The sequence below is a fragment of the Acetobacter suratthaniensis genome (assembly GCF_017377745.1).
GTDB lineage: Bacteria > Pseudomonadota > Alphaproteobacteria > Acetobacterales > Acetobacteraceae > Acetobacter > Acetobacter suratthaniensis.
The window spans coordinates 1-20,813 of record NZ_JAFVMG010000007.1; the positions used below are offsets into that span (position 1 = coordinate 1).

At 62.7% G+C, this 20,813-nt stretch carries 14 protein-coding genes; 4 read left to right on the top strand and 10 right to left on the bottom strand.

All coding sequences use genetic code 11. The features are described from left to right. The first annotated feature begins 26 nt into the window (after positions 1–26). Entirely contained in the window at positions 27–1,301 is a 1,275-nt protein-coding gene (locus J2D75_RS07915; protein WP_207854370.1) for a hypothetical protein, read from the top strand. An 83-nt stretch (positions 1,302–1,384) separates the two neighbouring features. Here J2D75_RS07915 and J2D75_RS07920 read toward each other — a convergent pair whose 3' ends face one another. The 10 genes from J2D75_RS07920 to J2D75_RS07965 form a co-directional block, all read right to left on the bottom strand. Next, positions 1,385–2,911, bottom strand: a complete 1,527-nt coding sequence (locus tag J2D75_RS07920) for an efflux transporter outer membrane subunit (RefSeq protein ID WP_243428618.1) — start codon at positions 2,909–2,911, stop codon at positions 1,385–1,387. Positions 2,912–2,972: 61 nt separating this feature from the next. Continuing rightward, entirely contained in the window at positions 2,973–6,119 is a 3,147-nt protein-coding gene (locus J2D75_RS07925; RefSeq protein ID WP_207854245.1) for an efflux RND transporter permease subunit, read from the bottom strand. A 5-nt stretch (positions 6,120–6,124) separates the two neighbouring features. Then, a complete protein-coding gene (locus tag J2D75_RS07930; protein ID WP_408736752.1) occupies positions 6,125–7,321 on the bottom strand; it encodes an efflux RND transporter periplasmic adaptor subunit in 1,197 nt (398 codons plus the stop codon). Positions 7,322–7,675: 354 nt separating this feature from the next. Next, positions 7,676–8,845, bottom strand: a complete 1,170-nt coding sequence (gene rodA, locus J2D75_RS07935; RefSeq protein ID WP_243428608.1) for a rod shape-determining protein RodA — start codon at positions 8,843–8,845, stop codon at positions 7,676–7,678. Next, positions 8,838–10,760: a penicillin-binding protein 2 gene (gene mrdA / locus J2D75_RS07940; RefSeq protein ID WP_207854247.1), complete on the bottom strand. Its 1,923-nt coding sequence runs from the start codon at positions 10,758–10,760 to the stop codon at positions 8,838–8,840. Before mrdA ends, rodA begins: the two co-directional genes overlap by 8 nt. Positions 10,761–10,779: 19 nt before the next feature. Further along, positions 10,780–11,334 (bottom strand): rod shape-determining protein MreD, encoded by a 555-nt coding sequence (locus J2D75_RS07945; protein ID WP_207854248.1) that lies wholly within the window; start codon positions 11,332–11,334, stop codon positions 10,780–10,782. Between the two features lie 5 nt (positions 11,335–11,339). Further along, positions 11,340–12,257 carry a rod shape-determining protein MreC gene (mreC, locus tag J2D75_RS07950; RefSeq protein WP_207854249.1) on the bottom strand — a complete coding sequence of 306 codons (918 nt, stop codon included), beginning with the start codon at positions 12,255–12,257 and terminating at the stop codon, positions 11,340–11,342. Positions 12,258–12,338: 81 nt separating this feature from the next. Then, on the bottom strand, positions 12,339–13,385 hold the full coding sequence (locus J2D75_RS07955; RefSeq protein WP_207854250.1) for a rod shape-determining protein: 1,047 nt from the start codon (positions 13,383–13,385) through the stop codon (positions 12,339–12,341). Positions 13,386–13,649: 264 nt separating this feature from the next. Then, entirely contained in the window at positions 13,650–15,239 is a 1,590-nt protein-coding gene (locus tag J2D75_RS07960) for a 2-isopropylmalate synthase (protein ID WP_207854251.1), read from the bottom strand. 365 nt (positions 15,240–15,604) lie between these two features. Further along, on the bottom strand, positions 15,605–16,648 hold the full coding sequence (locus J2D75_RS07965; protein WP_207854372.1) for a COX15/CtaA family protein: 1,044 nt from the start codon (positions 16,646–16,648) through the stop codon (positions 15,605–15,607). Positions 16,649–16,818: 170 nt separating this feature from the next. Between J2D75_RS07965 and J2D75_RS07970 the strand changes: the two genes are divergently transcribed. The 3 genes from J2D75_RS07970 (at position 16,819) to J2D75_RS07980 (ending at position 20,697) form a co-directional block, all read left to right on the top strand. Next, complete coding sequence (locus J2D75_RS07970) at positions 16,819–17,523, top strand: TVP38/TMEM64 family protein (protein WP_207854252.1); 705 nt, start codon at positions 16,819–16,821, stop codon at positions 17,521–17,523. A gap of 129 nt (positions 17,524–17,652) precedes the next feature. Then, positions 17,653–20,037, top strand: coding sequence for an ATP-binding protein (locus J2D75_RS07975; RefSeq protein ID WP_243428609.1), 2,385 nt, complete (start codon positions 17,653–17,655; stop codon positions 20,035–20,037). A gap of 123 nt (positions 20,038–20,160) precedes the next feature. Then, a complete protein-coding gene (locus J2D75_RS07980) occupies positions 20,161–20,697 on the top strand; it encodes an adenine phosphoribosyltransferase (protein WP_025860350.1) in 537 nt (178 codons plus the stop codon). Positions 20,698–20,813: the final 116 nt, after the last annotated feature.

Here is a 20,813-nt window from a genome sequence, read left to right on the forward strand (position 1 = left end):
GCACCTTGAAAAACCGGGTAGGGTTCATGGTTTTCCGTTTTGCACGTTGTGGTCTGCTCGCTCGGGCGGCTCTGGTTCTGGCGGCTCCAGCCGGAGTGGTTTCGGCAGGGGTTGTCACTCTGGCATCCGTGCCGTCGCTTCAGGCGGCGGATACGCTCACACCCGCAGTCGCCACGGCTCTGCGGGACGCCCAGACCGCTCTGGCTTCTCACGCCTATGATCGCGCCCGACAGGCGGTGGATCAGGCGGCTGCGGTCAGCGGGCTGAGTGCTTATGATGATTACGTCATTACCCAGATGCGTGCTGCTGTCGCAACGCAGGCGGGTGATACGGCCACGGCCATTGCCGCGTACGAAAAGCTTATGGCATCGTCGCGTACGCCGGTTTCCGCACGTAATCAAATGCTGATGTCCGAGGCCACCATGGCCTATACGGCCAAGAATTACGCCGCTGCCAGCAGTGCTATCAGCCGCTACCTCAAGGTGGCTGGCCCTAATCCGCAAATGCAGCTTCTGCTGGTGCAGTCGCTCTATCTCCAGCGTGATTACACGGGAGTACTGCGCGTTGTCGCGCCGATGGTCGCTGCCGATGTGGCTGCCGGGCATAAACCCGGCGAGTCCATATTGCAGATGCAGGCCGCCAGCGCCGTAGCGCTGAAGGATGCGGATACGGCCTCGCAGGCTTACGCCATGCTGGCGCGGTATTACGGCAAGAAGGAATACTGGGCGCTGCTGCTGCACGAGCTGGTGACCCGTACGGCCATACCGGACACCCTGCAGCTTGATGTGTACCGTATTCGCATGGCGGCGGGCGATAGCCTGCAGGCGCGCGATTACATGGATATGGTGGAAATTGCGCTACAACAGCATCTGCCACAACTGGCCAGCGACCTGATGGCGCAGGGCTATGCGGCGGGTGTTTTAGGCACGGGCGCTGAAGCCCCCCGTCAGGCGCGGCTGCGGGCGATGGCTGAAAAAGCCGCTGCCGAACGCAAGGCCGCCAGCGCTGCGGATGAACAGGCGGCCCTGGCCCAGAGTGGGGGCGATGCCCTGTTCCTTGTCGGATACAATGCGGTGCTGTCCGGGCAGGCGGAGCATGGTCTGGCTCTGATGCGTCAGGCGATCACCAAAGGGGTGAGTGATCCTGCGGTTGCGACACTGCATCTGGGGTTGGCCCAGTTGCAGGCTAACCAGCCTAAGGAAGCTGCTGCAACCTTTGAGCATATTACGGGCAAGGGGCCGGTGCGTGATATTGCCCAGCTCTGGCTGCTACGACTGGCGCAGGGTCAGTCCGCGCACTGATCTGGCGCAGAGCGCAGGAATAATAAAAAAGGCCGCTGAATATTTTCAGCGGCCTTTTTCGTGTGTGGGGCTTGCCCGAACGCCTAGTGTGTGGCGGCTGGCGTTGCCTGCGTTGCCTGCGTTGCCTGCGTTGCCTGCGTTGCCTGCGTTGCCTGCGTTGCCTGCTGGCCGGGCTGGGGGGCGGACTGTTCGCGCCAGCCGCCGCCTAGCGAGCGGTAAATGGTGACAAGGTTCTGGTATTTGGAAACCTCGACCATGATCCGTATGCTCTGGGCCTGCAGATACGAACGCTGGGAGTCCAGCGTTGTCAGGTAGGAATCAGAACCAGCGTCAAAGCGCATTTTAGCCAGACGGAAGGCCTCGCCCGAGGAGATCACCAGCGCTTCGGTCTGTTCGGCTTCGTCCAGATAGGCCTTGCGTGCGGCAAGGGCATCGGACACTTCGCGGAAGGCGCTCTGCACGGTTTTTTCGTAGGTGGCAATTTTCTGGTCACGCCGGGATTTGGCCTGCTTCAGGTTGCCGCTGTTCTGGCCCCACGTCCATAGCGGGATCTGCACAGAAGGGTTTAGCCCCCAGGTGGTGGCGGCCCCGGTAAACAGCCGGTGGAACTGCAGGCTGGATACGCCATCGGTGGCTGTCAGGGTTATGCGCGGGAAAAAGGCGGCGCGGGCTGCCCCGATATCGGCCTGCGCGGCAAGCAGGTCGTGTTCGGCCCCGACAACATCCGGCCTGCGGGCCAGCAGGTCAGACGGCAGGCCTGCGGGAATATCCGCCAGCAGCGTCTGCTGTCCCAGTGGCCGGGGGGCGGGCAGGTCGGCAGGAATGGGCGCACCGATCAGCAGGGTCAGCAGGTTTTCATCCTGCTCGACCTTGCGCATGGAATCCGCACGCAGGGCCGCACTTTCCTGCACCTGCGTTTCCGCCTGCCGGACAGTCAGCATATCGGCTTCGCCATGCTGGTACTTGGCTTGAATAAGCGCCAGTGTCTGCTGCTGGGTGGCCAGTGTCTGTTCGGAAATGGCCAGCGTGTCATGGTCGCCCAGCCAGGTAATATAGGCCATGGCCACCTGTGCGACGATGCTGATCAGCATGCCACGCAGGTTTTCCTGTTCATACAGCGCATGTTCAGCCGCCTCGCGCGAGAGGGAGCGGATACGACCGAACAGGTCGATTTCATACGCGGAAAAACCAATACCGCCCTGATAGTATTTGAAAACATGGCCGCCGCTATAGGCTTCGCCACCTTTTCCCTGATCAAGACCCGGCGCAAAGCTCAGACCCGCCGCACTGGACGGGGCCTGATAGATCGGCCCGCCCGATGCCGAAATGGCAGGGAACAGCCCGGCGTGCTGCACGTCGTACTGGCCCTGTGCCTCGGTAATGCTGGCAGCAGCCGAGCGCAGGTCACGGTTTTCGCGCAGGGCAATGCTGATCAGCGCCTGAAGGCGCGGATCGGTAAAGAAGTCGCGCCAGCCAATATCGGTGGCGGTCTGTGCAAGCTGGCTGCCCCCGGTGGTCTGGTAGGCAGGCCATGTCTGGGCAAGCGGCGGCTGAGGCCGCTTGTAGTTCGGGATCATGGTGCAGGCCGACAGAGCCTGCGTTGCGGCCATACCCAGCAATACGGAACGCAGCCGGGCAGAGCGACGGAAAGATGCAAAAAATGCCATGGTTTTAGTCATGTCCGGTTGCGGGCGGTGTGGGTTCGGTGTGTTCGTTCATGCGCTTGACCTTGAACAGGCGCAGGATAGTGACAAAGAACACGGGCACGAAATAGACGGCCAGCAGCGTTGCCGTAGCCATACCACCTACGACCGCCGTGCCGATGGCCTGCCGCGAGGCAGACCCCGCCCCACTGGCGACAGCCAGCGGGAACACACCCACCACAAAGGCGATGGAGGTCATAAGGATCGGGCGCAGGCGTTCCTGTGCGGCTGTCAGCACGCTGTCTTCCAGCGAGTTGCCTTTTTCAAAGCCAGCCTTGGCGAATTCCACAATCAGAATGGCGTTCTTGACAGCCAGACCCACGGTTGTGAGCAGCCCGACCTGAAAATACACGTCATTGTTCATGGAGCGCCCAAGGGTGGCGGCAATGGCCCCCAGCACCCCGAGCGGGATCACCATCATGACCGAAAGCGGAATGGCCCAGCTTTCATACAGTGCCGCAAGGCACAGCAGGATGACGATACCCGCCAGAGCATAAAGCGAGCCGGTAGAGGAGCCGGAAGCGGCTTCTTCAAACGAGAGGCCAGTCCATTCGTAGCTGATGCCCGTGGGCAGCTTGGCCAGAATACCCTTGATGGCGTCCATGGCATCGCCCGAACTGTGACCCGCCGAAGGCTGGCCCAGAATTTCGTAGGCGTTGTAGCCGTTATAGTTTTCCACCTTCTGCGGACCACTGATCCAGTGACCGCTAATAAAGGCGTTAAGCGGCGCCATGGTGTTGGTGTTGGTGCGGATGTACCATTTGTTCAGGTCCTGCGGCAGCATGCGCGCATCGGCTGTGCCCTGAATATACACCTGCTTTACACGGTCGTTACGGGTAAACTGGTTGATGTAGATCGAACCCAGCGCGCCTTCGATCGTGGTGTTGATGTCGCTGATGGTAATCCCCAGCGCATTGGCTTTTTCACGGTCGATATCCAGCGTGTACTGGCCTGCATCTTCCATGCCGTTGGGGCGTACCGCCATCAGGCGCGGGTCCTGACTGGCAAGGCCCAGCACCATGTTGCGTGCCTCAAGCAGTTTGGCGTGGCCAAGGTGGCCCCGGTCTTCCAGCTCAAGGTCAAAGCCGGTGGCGTTACCCAGTTCCAGCACGGCAGGCGGGTTAATGGCGAAGATCTGCGCACGCGGGTCAAACCAGAAGTGCATCATGATCCGCATGGCAATGGCCGATGAGGTCTGCGAGGCCTTGGGGCGCTCTTTCCAGTCCTTGAGGCGGATGAAGAATGCGCCCGCGTTCTGTCCCTGTCCGGCAAAGTTGAAGCCGTTCACGGCCAGCACGGATTCGACCAGATTACCCTCGGTCTTGAGAATATAGTCCGTGATCTCGCGGTTGAGTTTTTCGGTTTCGCCGCGCGGGGTGTTGGGCGGCATTGTAACCTGACCAAAGATCAGGCCCTGATCTTCATCCGGCAGGAACCCGCTGGGCAGGCGTGAGAACAGATAGACAGCCCCGGCCGAAATCAGGGCGAAGGCCAGCAGCGAGAGCAGCTCACGCCGGATCATAAAGCGCACGCCACGCAGGTAGCCTGCGGTCATGCGCTCGAAGTTGCGGTTGAACCAGCCGGGCAGGCCGGTGGTTTTTTCATGGGTGCCGGGCTTGAGCATGGTCGCGCACAGGGCGGGAGTAAGCACCATGGCCACCAGCACCGACAGCCACATGGCCGCGACGATGGTGATGGAAAACTGGCGGTAGATAACCCCGACAGACCCCGCAAAAGCAGCCATAGGCAGGAACACGGCGGACAGCACCAGCACAATGCCAACCAGCGCACCCGAAATCTCGTCCATGGAGACACGGGCGGCCTCCACGGGCGAGAGTTTCTGCGTGGTCATGATACGTTCGACGTTTTCCACCACCACGATCGCGTCATCCACCAACAGACCCACCGCCAGCACCATGGCCAGCATGGTCAGGGTATTGATGGAGTAGCCCATGATCCCCAGCAGGCCGAAGGTACCCAGCAGCACCACCGGCACCGCAATGGTGGGGATAAGTGTGGCGCGGAAGTTCTGCAAGAACACCAGCATGACCAGAAACACGAGGGCGATGGCCTCAAGCAGGGTCACGACCACGTCTTCAATCGACAGGGTGATGAAGGGCTCGGTATCCAGCGGGTAAACGGTTTTCAGGCCCGGCGGATAGAACTTTTCCAGTTCATGGATCTGTGCGCGCACGGCGGCTTCGGTCGAGAGCTGGTTGGCCCCCGGCGCAAGCTTGAGCGCCATGGCTGTGGCGGGCTTGTTGTTGTAGTACGAGGCGATGTTGTAGGTCTGCGGCCCCAGTTCCACGCTGCCAATATCGCTGATGCGGACCTGTGAGCCATCGGGCTGCACTTTCAGCAGGATTTTGGCGAATTCCTCAGCCTTGGTCAGACGGGTCGGGCCGATGATGGTGGCGTCGAGATGGACGTTTTTCTTGGCGGGCAGGCCGCCGAGTTCACCCGAGGACACCTGAATGTTCTGGGTCTGAATGGCCGAGACGATCTCGGGCATGGTCAGGCCGTAATTGAACATCTTGTCCGGGTCGAGCCAGATCCGCATCGCATATTCGGAGCCGAACAGCGTGTGATCACCCACGCCGGTCACGCGGCTGAGGGGGTCGGAAATGTTCGAGGCCACGTAGTCGGCAATATCATCGCCCGTCATGCTGCCATCGGTGGAAATGAAGCCCACCACCAGCATGAAGTTCTTGACCGCCTTGGTAATGCTCAGACCCTGCGCCGTGACTTCCTGTGGGAGCTTGGGCTGGGCGAGCTGGAGCTTGTTCTGTACCTGCACCTGCGCGATGTCGGGGTCGGTCCCCTGTGCGAAGGTCAGGTCGATTTCCATCTGCCCCGAGGCGTAGGACTGCGAGGAAATGTATTCCAGATGGTCAAGCCCGAACATCTGCTGAAGGATCGGGCGCACGACGGTATCGTTCACCGTATCGGCGGACGCGCCGGGATAGGTGACCGTAATGGCAATCTGCGGCGGCGCGATGGACGGATACTGGGCCACCGGCAGCTTGAAAATGGACAGCCCGCCCACCAGCATGATGATAAGGCTGATAACCCATGCGAAAATGGGCCTGTCGATGAAAAATCTTGAGAGAGACATGGGTTTTATTGCCCGTTCTTATCCGCAGCGGGGGAGGCGGGCTTGGCGCCGGCGCCGGTCTGTTCGGTGGGCGTGTCGTGGGGGGCGACTTTCATGCCGGGGCGGATTTTCTGCACACCGCTGACAACCACGCGGTCTCCGCTGGTAAGGCCGGACAGCACAACCCACGAACCACCCATAGCCTGCCCAAGGGTCACCTGACGCAGCGAGACGGTGTTATCCGCTGCTACAAGCCAGACCTGCGGGTCGCCGTGGGTGTTACGGCTGACGGCTTCCTGCGGCACCAGCAGGGCGTTGGGGTCGGTGCCTTCGTCAAGCTGGGCATGTACGTACATGCCGGGCAGCAGCATCTTGTCGGGGTTGGGCATGATGGCGCGCACGATCACGGTCGAGGTCGAGGTATCGACATTGACTTCGGCCAGCGCCATGCGGCCGGTCTGGCCAAAGGGCGAGCCGTCTTCAAGGGTGACCGTAACCGGCACCTTGCCATCGGCCTGCGGCTTGATGCGGCCGTCAGCCAGTTCACGGCGCAGGCGCAGCAGGGTGATGGCAGGCAGGTTTACGTCAACATAAATGGGATCAAGGCGGGTAATGACCGCAAGGTTCTGGGTCTGGTTGGCTGTAACCAGCGCACCTACGGTGGTAAGGGTACGGCCGATCCGTCCGGTAATGGGGGCGTACATCTTGGTGTAGCCCAGATCGACCTGAGCGCTCGCCACCTGACCGCGTGCGGTCAGCACCTGGCCCAGCGCCTCTTTTTCAGCCGCTACGGCATCGTCATAATCCTGGCTGCTGACGGCGTGCGCGCGCACCAGGTCACGGTAGCGGCGGGCCTTGGCCGAAGCCGTGACGGCGCGGGCCTGCGCCTGTTCAAGCTGACCCTGTGCGCTTTCAAAGGTGGCTTTGTAGCGCGAGGCATCGACCTGATAGAGCTGCTGGCCAACGGTTATGTCCGAGCCTTCCACAAACAGGCGTTTTTCGATCACGCCGGTTACCTGCGGGCGTACCTGCGCGATTTCAAAGGCGTTGGTGCGGCCGGGCAGGCTGGTGTGGATATCAACGGCGCTGGGGTGGATTGTGACGATGTCCACAGCCTGTGGCGGCATCTGGCCCGCGTTCGGGTTTTCGCGTTTGCAGGCGCTCAGCGCCAGCAGGGCGGTGGCCGCAAGCAGGGTCGGGCGGGTGGGAAGAGTGCGGGTAATCACCGTGGTTATGGCCCTGTGTTTCCGGCGGTCAGCGGGGGGGCAGGCCTCACCGCGTTCTGTGCCGGGTTATTGTTCATGCGATAGGGGCCTGACCCGCTCAGGGTGGCCTGACCGGGCTGGGCTTTGGTTGTGTCAGAGTAGTCTTTTCGCGCTCTCGCATGGCCTGATCCCGCGGACGGGGAAAAACCGGCTTGCGCCAGGGAACGGGCCAGGAATGAGGCGGAAAGAACCGTGTAAGGGAAATGGTACTAAATATTACCTTTAGAGGGCAACGTAAAAGTCACCCTTATCCCTGTCAAGTGAAAGCTATGCGGTACGCGTGTAGGTACCCATGGTCTGCATCGGGCGGGGTTACGCGTCGGGGCGGGTCAGGCTTTCGCCAAAATGGCTGTTGCGATGCACCCATGTCGAAAGCAGCAGGCCAAAGCCCAGCATGACGTTCAGCATGGCCGAACCCCCGTAGGAGACCAGCGGCAGAGGCACGCCTCCCACCGGAATGGCCCCCATGACCATCGACAGGTTAACCAGACAGTAAAAGAAGAAGTTCATGCTGATACCAAGCCCAACCAGCCGCCCGAAGCGGTTGCGGCTGCATATGGCCATGGTCATGCCGCCCAGTATCAGCAGCAGCAGCAGGCCCAGCACGACAGCGGCCCCCGCAAACCCCCATTCTTCCGCAATCATGGTAAAGATGAAGTCGGTCTGTTTTTCGGGCAGGAAGTTAAGCTGCCCCTGCGAGCCATGTAGGTAGCCCTGTCCCCACATGCCCCCCGAACCCAGTGCAATCTTGGACTGGATAATATTGTAGCCTGCGCCCAGAGGGTCGCTTTCGGGGTTCATGAAGGTGGTGATACGTGCGCGCTGGTAGTCATGCAGGTGGCTGTAGGCCAGCTTGAGCGCGTAGGGCACGGGCAGCACCAGCAGCCCTATCAGCCATAGCCGCATGCCAGCGGCAAAAAACAGACTGGCGCCCACCCCGCCGATAATGACGGCCGTGCCCAGATTAGGCTCCTTCAGCACCAGTGCTACCGGCACCAGCACCATCAGGGCGGGAGGCACCAGCCAGAGCGGATTGGCCATGCGGGCGTAGCTAATGCGTGAAAACCACGCCGCCAGAGCCAGCACCAGCGCAATCTTGGCAAATTCGGAGGGTTGCACCTGCATGCCGCCGATCATCAGCCAGCGCTCGGCCCCCTTGCCCACATGGCCCATGTGCAGCACCGCGGCCAGCAGCACGAGCGACAGCCCATAGATAGGGGCCGCGGCCATGACCAGAATACGCGGTGGCAGCAGCGCCACACAGATCATGAGCACCAGCCCGATAGCAAAGCGGATGGCCTGCGGCATGGCGAAGGGGTAGGGCATGCCCCCCCCGGCGGAATACAGCGTGATATAGCCAACACCGGCCAGTGCCGCGATCAGCAGCACATATAACCAGCTTATGCGCCACAGCTTGGCGAGAATGCGAAAGCTTGGCTCCGCCCGGAGCAGGCGTTTATGGAAGCGCGCGGGCCTATTCAATGGTCGAACCCGCGTCGGCCACGCTTTCAGGGGGTGGCGTGGTGCGGTTGGCGGGGTCGCGCAGCAGGGTGTCGCGCATGATGTCGCGCGCCAGCGGGGCTGCGGCATCGGCCCCGGTATTGCCGTGTTCGATCACCACAGCTGCGGCATAGCGTGGCGCATCATAGGGGGCGAAACAGACAAACAGCGCATGGGGGCGGTATTCCCACGGTAGATCGGCAGAGTTGAAATGCCCGCTCTCACGCAACGCGCGTGAGACATGGCGCACCTGTGCAGACCCCGTCTTGCCCGCCATCAGCATGCCCGGCAGGTCTAGCTGGGCCTTGGGGGCGGTGCCGTGCGGTTCGTTCACGACTGCGAACATTCCCCCCCGAATAGCCTTGAAGTAGGAATCGGGCATGTCCAGCGCGGGCCAGTGCTCGGGGCTGGCTTTTTCGCCCAGCGTGCCGTTGACAGAGCGGATCAGATGCGGGGAGACCGCCCGCCCTGTGGCGATGCGCGCCGTATAGGTGGCAAGCTGGAGGGGTGTCACCTGTACAAAACCCTGCCCGATCCCGCTGACAATGGTATCGCCCCCGTTCCAGTGGTGGTGGTGGGCCTTGCGCCATGCGGGGGTGGGTATCAGCCCGTCGCGCGTGTGGGGGAGTTCAATATCCAGCGGTACACCCAGCCCGAGCTGGTTGGCGGTCTGGGCGATATGATCCATGCCCACGCGCCGGGCAATTTCATAGAAATAGACATCGCACGAGTATTTCAGCGCATCGTGCATGTCCACCGAGCCATGCCCCCAGCGTGACCAGCAGTGAAAGCGCGTGCCGCCCACATCCAGATAGCCGGGGCAGAACACCCGGTCTGTGGGGGAGACAGAGCGCGCCTGCAGCGCCGCCATGGCCACGGCGGGTTTAAAGGTGGAGCCGGGTGGATAAACCCCGGCCACCGCCTTGTTGATCAGGGGGGTGTGCTGGTTGTTTGTCCATTCGATCCACTGGGCGTGGCTGACCCCGCTATCGAACAGCGATGGATCGAAAGAAGGGGTGCTGACCATCGCCAGTACCTCGCCATTATGGCAGTCCAGCACCACGGCGGAGGCGGTCTGATCGCCGATATGGTTGAGTACTTTCTGTTGCAGGCCACGGTCGAGTGTCAGGCTGACTTCATCTCCCGGCATGCCTTCCACGCGGTTGAGTTCGGACATCACCCGCCCTACGGCGTTGACTTCCATCTCAACCGACCCGGCGGTACCGCGTAGCTGCTCGTCCTGATTCTGTTCTATGCCCGCGCGGCCCACACGCATGCCCGGCAGCGCCAGCAGGGTGGAATGTGCCACGTCCTGCTCGTTCGGGGGGGCTACATACCCCACGATATGGGCCATCAGCTCGCCATCGGGGTAAACGCGCCGCGTGCCGACATCAATCAGCACACCGGGCAGGGATGGCGCGTTGAGTTCGATCCGCGCCATTTCATCCCATGACAGGAAGTCACGCAGCATTACGGGTACGAAGCGCCGCTGGTGGCGCATTTCGCGCGCAATGCGGCTGCGGTCGCGCTCATCGAGCGGGATAATGGCGGAAAACCGCTCTATGGTGCCTGCAACATCCGTCGTTTCCTCGGGCATGAGCAGGGCGCGCCAGTTTTCCTTGTTGCTGGCCAGCGGCAGGCCGAACCGATCGACAATGCGCCCGCGTGGCGGGGCTAAAAGCCGTTTGCTTACACGGTTGCTGGCGGCCATGCGGGCATAGTGATCGCCATCGTCGATCTGTAATCCATACAGCCTGTGCGCAAGCTCCCCCATGGCCCCGACCTGCACGGCCATGAACAGCAGGGCGCGCCGGGTGAAGACCCCGCGCGCGGGGTCTTTCTGCTCACGCATGGGCATGAGCCTGCGGCTTTCGCGCTTGCGCCGCGTCAGACGCATGGCCCCACCCCCCCGTCCATCAGGATGCGGGCTTTCCGTCCAGAATATGGAGGAACCATGAACTCACGGCGGACAGCAACGGGTAGATTCCTATGCACAGCAAAGCTTCAAAAAAGGCGGGTGCGGGATCAAGGGCATGCAGCCTGAACACGCAGGCCAGCGCCCATTGTAATACAGATGCCGCTGCTCCTATCAGCCCGAATACACACCACACCAATAAAAAATTAAGACGCATGAGGCCAAAGCGGGTGTAGCTGGCCAAGCCATGCACCAGAAGCAGGATGAAGGCGCTGACCCCCAGCGGCGTAAAGCCGATCAGGTCCATGAAAATGCCCAGTAGAAAGACATTAAGCGGCGGCATGCCTGACGGACGCCACAGCGACCAGAAAAAAACCGACCCGATCATGAGCGGGGGCAGAAGCTCGGCCGCACCCGGCAGCCCCAGCGGGGCCGACAGCACGATAATGGCCAGCAGGGCGATAAAGCTGGGCAGAAGATGCCGCGCCGCGTTATCGAGTCGCTGCCCGAGTGTATCCTGTGGTTCGGATGAGGGGTCCCACTGCATGGGGGGCATGGCGCTTATCCTTCCTGACCGGGTGACAGGAGGGTTTTGAACGGCAGCGCCAGTGGCCGGTGCGAGGGATGCGTGAGCGGCACATGCCCCGGTGCGCCCGGTGGCTCTATTTCCGCCTGACGGAAGTCAAACACCCGCAGCATGGTCAACTGGTTCAGCCGGGCGAAAGGCTGCACAACCGGTGTGCCGGGATGGGTGTAGTGCACCGTGCCCACGGGAATACCGGCCGGGAAAGCCCCGGCCTGATCGCCGGTTACCACCCGCTCGCCCTCAAGCGGGCGGGTATCCTGCGGGTAGTAGAGCAGGCGCGGTGTTTCGCTGTTATCCCCCACCATAATGGCCGGTGCATGGCTGGATTCGAGCATGACGGGCAGCCTGCTGGAAATATCGGTAATCAGCAGCACACGCGCCGCATGGGGGCCGACTTCCGTAACCCGCCCCGCAAGGCCATTGGCGGCCAGCGCGACGTTGCCGGTCTGGATACCGCTTTGCGTGCCAGCCACCAGCAGCACCGCGCGGGCATAAATTCCCCCGCTATCCGCCACGACCCGGCCTGTGACAAACGAGGGAACAGGCTCCGGCACCCAGTGCAGTTCGGTTTTGAGCGCATCGTTTTCGCGCGCGAGGGACACCGCAACATCATACCAGCGGCGCAGCGTGGCGTTTTCCGCCTCAAGTCGGCTGTTTTCCTCGCTCAGATGGCGTGCCTGACGAATACCGTTGCTGACATCGGCCACACCCGCGCGGGCATGGGATACCATGTTCCATAGGGGGGCCAGCGTACCGGCTACAGCCATGCGGGCTTTTTCAGTCGCGCGTTTTTCCACCTGCCCGGCGATCATGACTCCCACAGACAGGAGCAGCAACGCTGGTAATACCAGCTTGCCCAGAGCCTGTCTGACCTGAATGGAAACCGGGAGCATGGAAAACGGGGATCCCTGTCTTGTGGCTGTGGCCTTTCACCCTTACGCGGCAGAAAACCTGCCGCGTTGCGCGGGGTGGGGTCAGTACATGGTGGTTAGCACGTCGCGCAGGCGCTTCATTTCTTCAAGCGCGCGACCGGTGCCCATAGCCACGCAGGACAGGGCATCTTCCGCCACGGTTACGGGCAGGCCGGTGGTCAGGCGCAGCACATCGGCCAAGCGGTACAGTAGCGCGCCGCCGCCGGTCAGAACAATGCCCTTGTCCACAATATCGGCCGCGAGTTCGGGCGGCGTGTTTTCCAGCGTGACAGTCACCGCATCGATAATCTGGCTGATGGGCTCCATCAGGCTTTCCGCGATCTGCGCCTGCGAAACCGGCACTTCACGCGGGACACCGTTGATCAGGTCGCGTCCTTTGACATCCTGCCAAGGGCCTTGGCCTTCGCTTTCGTCAGGGATCATGGCCGAGCCGATGCTGATCTTGATACGCTCGGCAGAGCTTTCACCAATCAGCAGGTTATGTGCGCGGCGGATGTAGGAGATGATGGCTTCATCCATCTTGTCCCCGCCCACGCGCACCGAGCGTGCGTACACAATGCCGCCCAGCGAGATCACGGCCACTTCCGTTGTGCCGCCACCGATATCGACAATCATGCTGCCTGAAGGCTCGGTCACGGGCAGGCCCGCGCCAATGGCGGCGGCCATGGGTTCTTCAATCAGGAAAACCCGGCGCGCACCGGCACTTTCGGCACTTTCCTGAATGGCGCGGCGTTCGACAGCGGTGGAGCCGGAAGGCACGCAGACGATAATCTGCGGGCTGGCAAAGGCCCGGCGGTTATGCACCTTGCGGATGAAGTGCTTGATCATCTCGCCAGCCACGTCAAAATCCGCGATCACGCCATCGCGCATGGGGCGGATAGCCGAAATATTGCCCGGCGTGCGCCCCACCATCTGCTTGGCTTCCTCACCCACCGCCAGAAGCTGCTTTTTGCCACGGGACTCGGCAATGGCCACAACGGACGGTTCGTTCAGAACAATGCCGCGCCCCTTGACGTAAACAAGGGTGTTGGCGGTACCCAGATCAATAGCCATGTCGGCGGACATAAGACCGAGCAGACGAGAAAACATCCAGGACTCCAGGTTCGGGCGCAGGGTGTGGGGCGCAACCACGGACTATCGGGGCCGTTTCATGGTTGCGCGGGAATATTCATGTTCCGATTACCGGGGTGCGGCGGCGCAGACAAGGGCGCAGGGCCGCGCGCATGCGAAAAAACCGGCACGGCGCACAGCCTGTACCGGTTTTTTGACAGCAATGTCCACCGGCCTCGCCTGTTGGTGGCTTTCAGGCCGGGTTGGCGGGGGGGCCGGAAGGCTGGCGCCCCGTGCCGGGTGTCAGACGCTCAGGGCTTCAGGCTCTGTGCGGGCGCGTTTGACCAGCAGCTTGTTGAGCGCATGCACATAGGCCCGCACGGCAGAGACAACCGTATCCGCATCAGCTCCCTGACCATCCACCAGCTTGCCGGCTTCTTCCAGCCGCACGGTGGTGCGGGCCTGCGCGTCCGTGCCTTCGGTTACGGCCGCGACAGAGAACAGCGCCAGACGGGCATCATGGGCAAAAGCCGCGCGCAGGGCGTTGAAGGCGGCATCCACCGGGCCGTTGCCCGTAGCACTGGCATGGGCGGGCTTGCCGTCCACGCTCAGATCCAGTTCCACCTCGGAGGGCTGGCCGGAGACAGAGCGCAGGCTCAGGCTGACAAAGCGGATATGGTCGTGATCGCGGGCCTCGTCATCCACCAGTGCCACGATGTCGTCGTCGTAAACGACCTTCTTGCGGTCAGCCAGATCCTTGAAGCGGGCAAAAGCGTCGTTCAGGCGCTCGTCATCCATGTTGTCGTAACCCAGCGCGCGCAGCTTGTCGCGGAAGGCGGCCCGGCCAGAATGTTTGCCCATGACCAGCGCCGAGCGGGTCCAGCCCACGCTTTCGGGGGTCATGATCTCGTAGGTGGCGGCGTTTTTCAGTACGCCATCCTGATGGATACCGCTTTCATGGGCAAAGGCGTTGCGCCCGACAATGGCCTTGTTGGGCTGCACATCAAAGCTGGTGATGGTGGCCAGCATGCGCGAGACCTTCAGCAGGCCAGTGGTGTTGATACCGGTGGTGAAGGGGTACTGGTCGTTGCGCGTGCGCAGCGCCATCACGATTTCTTCCAGCGCCGCATTGCCTGCGCGCTCGCCAATCCCGTTGATGGTGCATTCCACCTGCCGCGCCCCGCCCCGGATCGAGGCCAGCGTGTTGGCGACACCCAGCCCCAGATCGTTGTGGTTATGGGCCGAAAAAATGACCTCATGCGCACCGGGCACGCGCTCACGCAGCATGGAAAAGATTTTTTCCATGTCTTCGGGGGTGGCGTAGCCCACGGTATCGGGAATGTTGATGGTGGTGGCACCAGCCTTGATGGCGGCCTCCACACAGCGGCACAGGAAATCCGGCTCGGTGCGTGAGCCGTCCTCGGCTGACCATTCCACGTCATCGGTCAGGTTGCGGGCCGCGCGGTTGCCCGAGGTAATCAGCTCCAGAACCGTTTCGGGCTCCATCCGCAGCTTGTATTTCATGTGCAGCGGCGAGGTGGAAATGAAGTTGTGAATGCGCTTGCGCTCGGCCGGGGCCAGTGCTTCGCCTGCGGCGGCAATGTCACGCGCGCCGCCGCTACGGGCCAGTGCGCAGATAACAGCGCCCTTGGTGTTGCGGGCGATTTCGTTGACGGACTCGAAATCCCCCTTCGAGGCCACGGGAAACCCGGCCTCGATCACATCCACGCCCAGTGTGGCCAGTGCTTCGGCCATGCGCAGCTTTTCAGCCAGGTTCATGGAAAAGCCGGGCGACTGTTCGCCATCGCGCAGCGTGGTGTCGAAAATAATGACGCGATCGGCGGCCATGCGACCGAAGGAAGGATGCGTGAAGCTGGTCTGGTCAGCAGACATGGATATGTTCCTGATTTATCGTATCTGGCGCACTGGGCTGTGTGGCCCTGCGTTGCTCAGCCCGCGTGCGGGCGCTTATGCGGTTTTACCCCTGGGCGCGGCGGCGCGCGGCCACCCGGATCGCTCAGGGGCCGGTAAGTCGAAGGAGCAGATCCAGACGGAAGGGCGCACGGCTCCGGCCCGCGCAGGCGCGGTCATTCCAGACTTCGGAGAAGGAGCGGTGGCGAATCATGCTCGTCACAATACAGGGCCGCCCTGCAAACGCAACCATAAAACGCCCTGCTCTGCCCCATGCCCTGCATTGAGGCTTTTGCATTGTGGCGCGGGGTTTATGCCGCGCTGTATGTGCAGGGGGCAGGCCATTTTCAGGCCCGGCGCAGGCTGTGTAGCACAAACAGCATTACGCCCAGCAGCACGGCGGCAAAGGTCTGATGCACAGCGCCCGCCCAGACCGGCACCACCAGCAGCAGGGTGGTAACACCCAGCGCGTACTGGATCAGCACCGCCCAGCCCAGCAGGATCAGGCTGTTCTGCGCACGCTGTCCCAGCCCGCGCGTGCGCAGCCCCACCAGCAGCACGGCGCCGATGGTCAGGGCGGTCAGGGTGGCCAGCAACCGGTGGTCGAACTGCACCGCCGCCTTGTTGACAAACCAGTTGAGCCAGAAGGGAGAAAGCTGGGCGTAGCCGGTGGGGATCAGGTGTCCGTCCATCAGCGGAAAGGTGTTGAACAGAAAGCCCGCATGGGTGCCAGCCGTAAAGCCGCCCGCAATGATGGTCAGGCACACAAGCCCCGTAGCGCAGAAAGCCAGCGCGCGCACGGCGCGGGTATTGGGGGCTGCCGTGGTTGCCGTGTTTTCAGGCGTGGGCCAGCGGATGGAAAAAGCCGTCCACAGGATCGCGGCATACAGGATAAGGGCGGCGCTCAGGTGCAGCACCAGTCGCACAGGCTCAACCGCCGTGCTGTCGGGGCGAAAACCGGAGGCAACCATGAACCAGCCAATCGCGCCCTGAAGCCCGCCAAGGACAAAAAACACGAACAGCCGTACCGCCAGTGCGCGCGTAATCATGCCGCGCACCGTAAACCACAGCAGCGGCAGCAGCAGGGTCAGCCCCATCAGGCGGCCCCAGAAACGGTGTGTCCACTCAGCCCAGAAAATTTTCTGGAATCCCGCCAGCCCGAAGCCTTCATGCTGAAGGTGGTATTGCGGAATGGTCTGATACAGTGCGAACAGCCTTTCCCATTCAGCATGTGAAAGCGGGGGAATAATGCCGCTCACGGGTTGCCAGTCCATGATGGACAGGCCCGAACCCGTCAGCCGCGTGACCCCGCCAATGGCGATCATGCCCAGCAGCATGAAGCACAGCGCGAACAGCCAGCCCGAAACCAGACGGCGGCTGGCGTCTGTCATGGTGCCGCGCGGGGGGGCTTTGTCCGGGTTTGCGGGTGGGGTTGGCTGTGTGGGCATGGCGTGTCGTTCCGTGGCTGGGCAGGGTGCCGGGGCAGCGGCTGCCGTGTTGCTGTGCCGGGTTTACAGCCTGCTTGCGGGGGGCTGCAAGAAGATGGTAGCGCCACGGGGGTATGGATACTCTCCCGCCCTCATCTACCCCGCCTGTGGCAGGTGGCCTGTGGCCTCTGGTTCGGCCGTTTGTGCGCCCTTTTCTAATGCTGGCCCTGCTGGCGGCGGGGGCTGTGTGGCTGCGCCATGCGCTCTGGCTGGATCAGATGCTGCATGGCGCGGGCGTACTCCGTGAAGGGGCGTGGGGGCGGCTGGTTTTTGTGGCGGGGGCGGGGCTGTGGTGCGCCTTTGGCCTGCCAAGGCAGGTGGCGGCATTTGCCGCCGGGCTGGCCTATGGCGCGCTCGAAGGGCTGGCGCTGATTACCGTGGCTTCGGCTTTGGGGAGCCTGTGCGGGTTTTACTGGGCGCGCTGGGCCGGGCAGGGCCGTGTGTTACGGGCGGGTGCGGGGCGGCTTGGGCAGTCTCTTGCCCGGCTGGACGGGGTTCTGACGGGCCAGCCTTTCCTGAGTGTGCTGACCCTGCGCCTGTTGCCTGTGGGGTCGGCTCTTTTGCTCAATTTGCTGTGCGGGCTGTCGGGCATGGGGGTATGGCCATTTTTTTTGGCCACGGTGCTGGGTGGTCTGCCTCAGAATGCTATGGCAGCCCTGCTGGGGGCCGGGGCTGGTGTAGGGGCTGTGTGGCAGTATGCCGCCGCCGCCGCCCTGTTTGTGCTGTCCGGAGCACTAGGTGTGTGGTTGTGGCGGCATAGCCGTGTGGCGGCTCCCTGAGCGGGGTTTGCGCACCCCTGCCACGGTGTTATCGGGGTGGGCCGAAAGACGCCTATGCGTTCGCGGGGCTTGACGGAATGACGCACCGGCGCAAAGTCGGTGCAGGGACAGACAGGGAGCATGCCTGACATGCCAAGGCATCCGGCAAGACGGGCCCACGCGCTGGCGCTGATCGGGGCGGGACTGCTGATCGTGACCTTCGGCGCGATGGGTATTGAACTCGGTAACGAAATGGCCCGGCACGGTGCGCTGGATCGTGAAAGCACGTCGGCGGGCAGCTATCTGCGCGGCCTGCACCACGCCACCAGTGATGCGCGTATCTGCCATTACGCATGGGAAGCCCACCATCGGGATGAAGATGCCGCCTGCTACGCGCAGGCCATCGGGCAGCTTACTGATAGTCTGGGTGGATTCGCGGCGTTTCGTGCTGTGCAGCAGCGCGAACAGGCCGGGCGGAACGAACCGCTTGATGCGGTGCAGACCCAGCTTTCGGATATCGCCACATGGGCGCCCACCGCCGATCGTATGCCCATCGGGGGTGAGCAGGCGCTGGCCGGGCTGGATCAGAATCTGGCGGTGCTGAGCCGCGCCAGCACGCTCGATCAGGCCGACCGTGTGGCCGACATGCTCCGCAATACAAGCTGGCAGCGCAGGCTGGCACTGCTGGGTATCCTGACAGGTGTTTTCAGCCTGATTTCATCGGGCTGGGTGCTGGATCGTTCCTCGCTGGCGGCAGCACGGGCCGAGGCTTCCTCGCGTGATCTCGCGCTCCGCCTGCGGGCAACGCTGGACAGCCTGAGCCTTGGTGTGGCGGTGTTCGGGGCCGATGGCCGCCTGTGGCACTGGAACGAGCAGCTTGCTGTCGTGCTGGGGCTGGAAAAGGATTTTCTGCGCACTGGCCTGCCTTACAATACGCTCAGCGCCGTGCTGGTGGTGGATGGCGTGCCCCTGCTGGAACCGATCGAGCATGTGGAGGCCAGTCTGGCCCGCGCCGAGCCAGACCCCCCGGTGGTGGTGGAGTGTCAGGGCACGAACGGGGCGGATCTGGAACTGTGCCGTACGGTGTTTTTCGCGCCCGATGGGGCGGCGGAGCAGCGTGGTTTTGTGCTGACGGCGGCCGATATTACCATGCGCCTGCGCAGCGAGCGAGCTCTGGGCGAGGCGCAGAAACTGCGTGCGCTGGGGCAGTTGACCGCAGGGATAGCGCATGACTTCAAAAACCTGCTGACTGTCATTCTGGGCAATCTGGAACTGGCAGCAGAATATGACCAGCCCGATCAGGCCGAGCAGCGGCAGGAATACCTGTCCGCCGCCGCCCATGCCGGGCACCGCTCCGAAGCGCTGACAGGCCAGCTTCTGTCCTTCATGCGCAGGCAGTCCGGCTCGCCGGGCTGTCTGTATCTGGGCAAGCTGTTTGCGGTGCTGGGGGGGCTGCTGGGCCGCGTGATCGGGCCACGCATTGTAGTGGAATGCGACCATGTAATGGATGTGTGGCCGGTCTGTGTTGATGCAGCACAGCTTGAAAGCGCCATCCTTAATCTGGCGATCAATGCGCGTGATGCCATGCCCTCGGGCGGGAGCCTGCGGATTATCGCGCGTAATGTCACGTTCTCGGTCAATGCCGACCTGATGAGCCTGCCGGTGGAAGAAGGCCGGGCCATGCGCGTGGTGTCCGAGGCAACACCCCTGCCCGCAGGCGACTGGGTGCGGCTGGATGTGATCGACAGCGGCTCGGGCATGACGCGCGATGTCATGGATCGTCTGTTTGAACCCTTTTTTACCACCAAGCGCGAAGGGGCGGGCACCGGGCTGGGTCTGGCTATGGTTCTGGCCTTTTCGCAGCAGGCGCATGGGCGTGTCATGGTGGCGACAGGGCGGGGGATCGGCACGGAGGTTTCGCTCTGGTTGCCGCGTGGGCTGGCCGGTGCTGCCGAGGCTGCGCGTGCCGAGGCATCGGCCCCGGTGGGTGAGGCGCATGGCGCTCTGGCCCGTGCCGAGCTGACCAGTGCCGGGCAGACCGAAACCACACGGGCCGGAGGGGCGCTGCCGCCGCCACCGCCGCAGGCAGAACGTGGCCTGCCCATGGGCCGCCCTGCTGCCCCGCAGTCCGCGTCCCGCCCCGAGCCGACCCGCAGCCTTCAGGTGCTGGTGGTGGAGGATGATGCGGTTATCCGTGACATTGTGGTGACAATCCTTGGCATGGCCGGGCATCGCGTGTTCGAGGCAGGCGATGGTGAGCAGGCATTTGATGTGGCCGCCAGTGTCGAAGGCGGGCTGGATCTGTTGGTAACGGATATTCAGCTTCCCGGCCCGCTGGATGGTGTCACGCTCTCACGTGTGCTGGCCGAGCGTTATACGGGGCTGGCGGTTGTGTATATGTCGGGCGAACTGACGGCGGATTCTCCCCCCCCGCGTGGAGGCGTTGAAACCGCCTGCCTGCTGGCCAAGCCCTTCCGGCGTGATGGGCTGATGCAGGCTGTCAGCATTGCACTGGATGCGCGCGCGGGAAGCTGAACCGCGTGGCACCCTTGCGGAATACCCCCGTGCGGGATACAGCGTTGCGGCCTTGCCGGTGGCGGGCAGGAATGAACATGACGCCCTCTTGTGGGCCGCAGGGATAAAGGGTTGCGACAGACCATGACGGTACGCGAAGAGATCGATCTCAAGAGCTTCATTCGGCATATTCCGGATTTTCCCAAGCCGGGTATTCTCTTTTACGATATTTCGACCCTGATGCGTAACCCGGACGCATGGCAGATGGCCATGGGCCGTCTGGCGCGCCAGGTTGCTCCCCTGCGCCCCGATGTGCTGGCAGCGGTTGAATCACGCGGGTTCCTGACGGCTGCGCCGCTGGCCGACCGTCTGGGCTGCGGCATGCTGATGCTGCGCAAGCGTGGCAAGCTGCCGGGTAAAACCGTCTCGCATACCTATGATCTGGAATACGGTTCCGACACGCTGGAAATTCAGGAAGACGCCGTGTTGCCCGGCCAGCGCGTTGTGATTATGGATGACCTGCTCGCAACCGGCGGCACGCTTTCGGCCTCTGCCACGCTGCTGCGCAAGGCGGGTGCCAATGTTGTTGGGGCTTCGGTGCTGATGGAACTGACCGGGCTTGGTGGCCGTGCGCGCATGGATGGCGTGCCTGTCACCACCCTGATGTCCTACGAAGACTGATACCAGACAGGGGAGGCCGGTTGGGGTGCTGGCCTTCCTGAACGGCTCTGCATAACGGTCTCTCGAGGATGTTCCTTGCGGAGCATACCTGCCGTGCATACGCTTTTGCCCCGCTC

Bases quoted from the DNA above. Each gene is read 5' to 3' on its own strand.
- J2D75_RS07915 (WP_207854370.1), top strand. From the start codon at position 27: ATGGTTTTCCGTTTTGCACGTTGTGGTCTGCTCGCTCGGGCGGCTCTG.
- J2D75_RS07920 (WP_243428618.1), bottom strand. From the start codon at position 2,911: ATGGCCGCAACGCAGGCTCTGTCGGCCTGCACCATGATCCCGAACTAC.
- J2D75_RS07925 (WP_207854245.1), bottom strand. From the start codon at position 6,119: ATGTCTCTCTCAAGATTTTTCATCGACAGGCCCATTTTCGCATGGGTT.
- mrdA (WP_207854247.1), bottom strand. From the start codon at position 10,760: ATGCGTCTGACGCGGCGCAAGCGCGAAAGCCGCAGGCTCATGCCCATG.
- J2D75_RS07945 (WP_207854248.1), bottom strand. From the start codon at position 11,334: ATGCCCCCCATGCAGTGGGACCCCTCATCCGAACCACAGGATACACTC.
- mreC (WP_207854249.1), bottom strand. From the start codon at position 12,257: ATGCTCCCGGTTTCCATTCAGGTCAGACAGGCTCTGGGCAAGCTGGTA.
- J2D75_RS07955 (WP_207854250.1), bottom strand. From the start codon at position 13,385: ATGTTTTCTCGTCTGCTCGGTCTTATGTCCGCCGACATGGCTATTGAT.
- J2D75_RS07960 (WP_207854251.1), bottom strand. From the start codon at position 15,239: ATGTCTGCTGACCAGACCAGCTTCACGCATCCTTCCTTCGGTCGCATG.
- J2D75_RS07965 (WP_207854372.1), bottom strand. From the start codon at position 16,648: ATGACAGACGCCAGCCGCCGTCTGGTTTCGGGCTGGCTGTTCGCGCTG.
- J2D75_RS07970 (WP_207854252.1), top strand. From the start codon at position 16,819: ATGGATACTCTCCCGCCCTCATCTACCCCGCCTGTGGCAGGTGGCCTG.
- J2D75_RS07975 (WP_243428609.1), top strand. From the start codon at position 17,653: ATGCCAAGGCATCCGGCAAGACGGGCCCACGCGCTGGCGCTGATCGGG.
- J2D75_RS07980 (WP_025860350.1), top strand. From the start codon at position 20,161: ATGACGGTACGCGAAGAGATCGATCTCAAGAGCTTCATTCGGCATATT.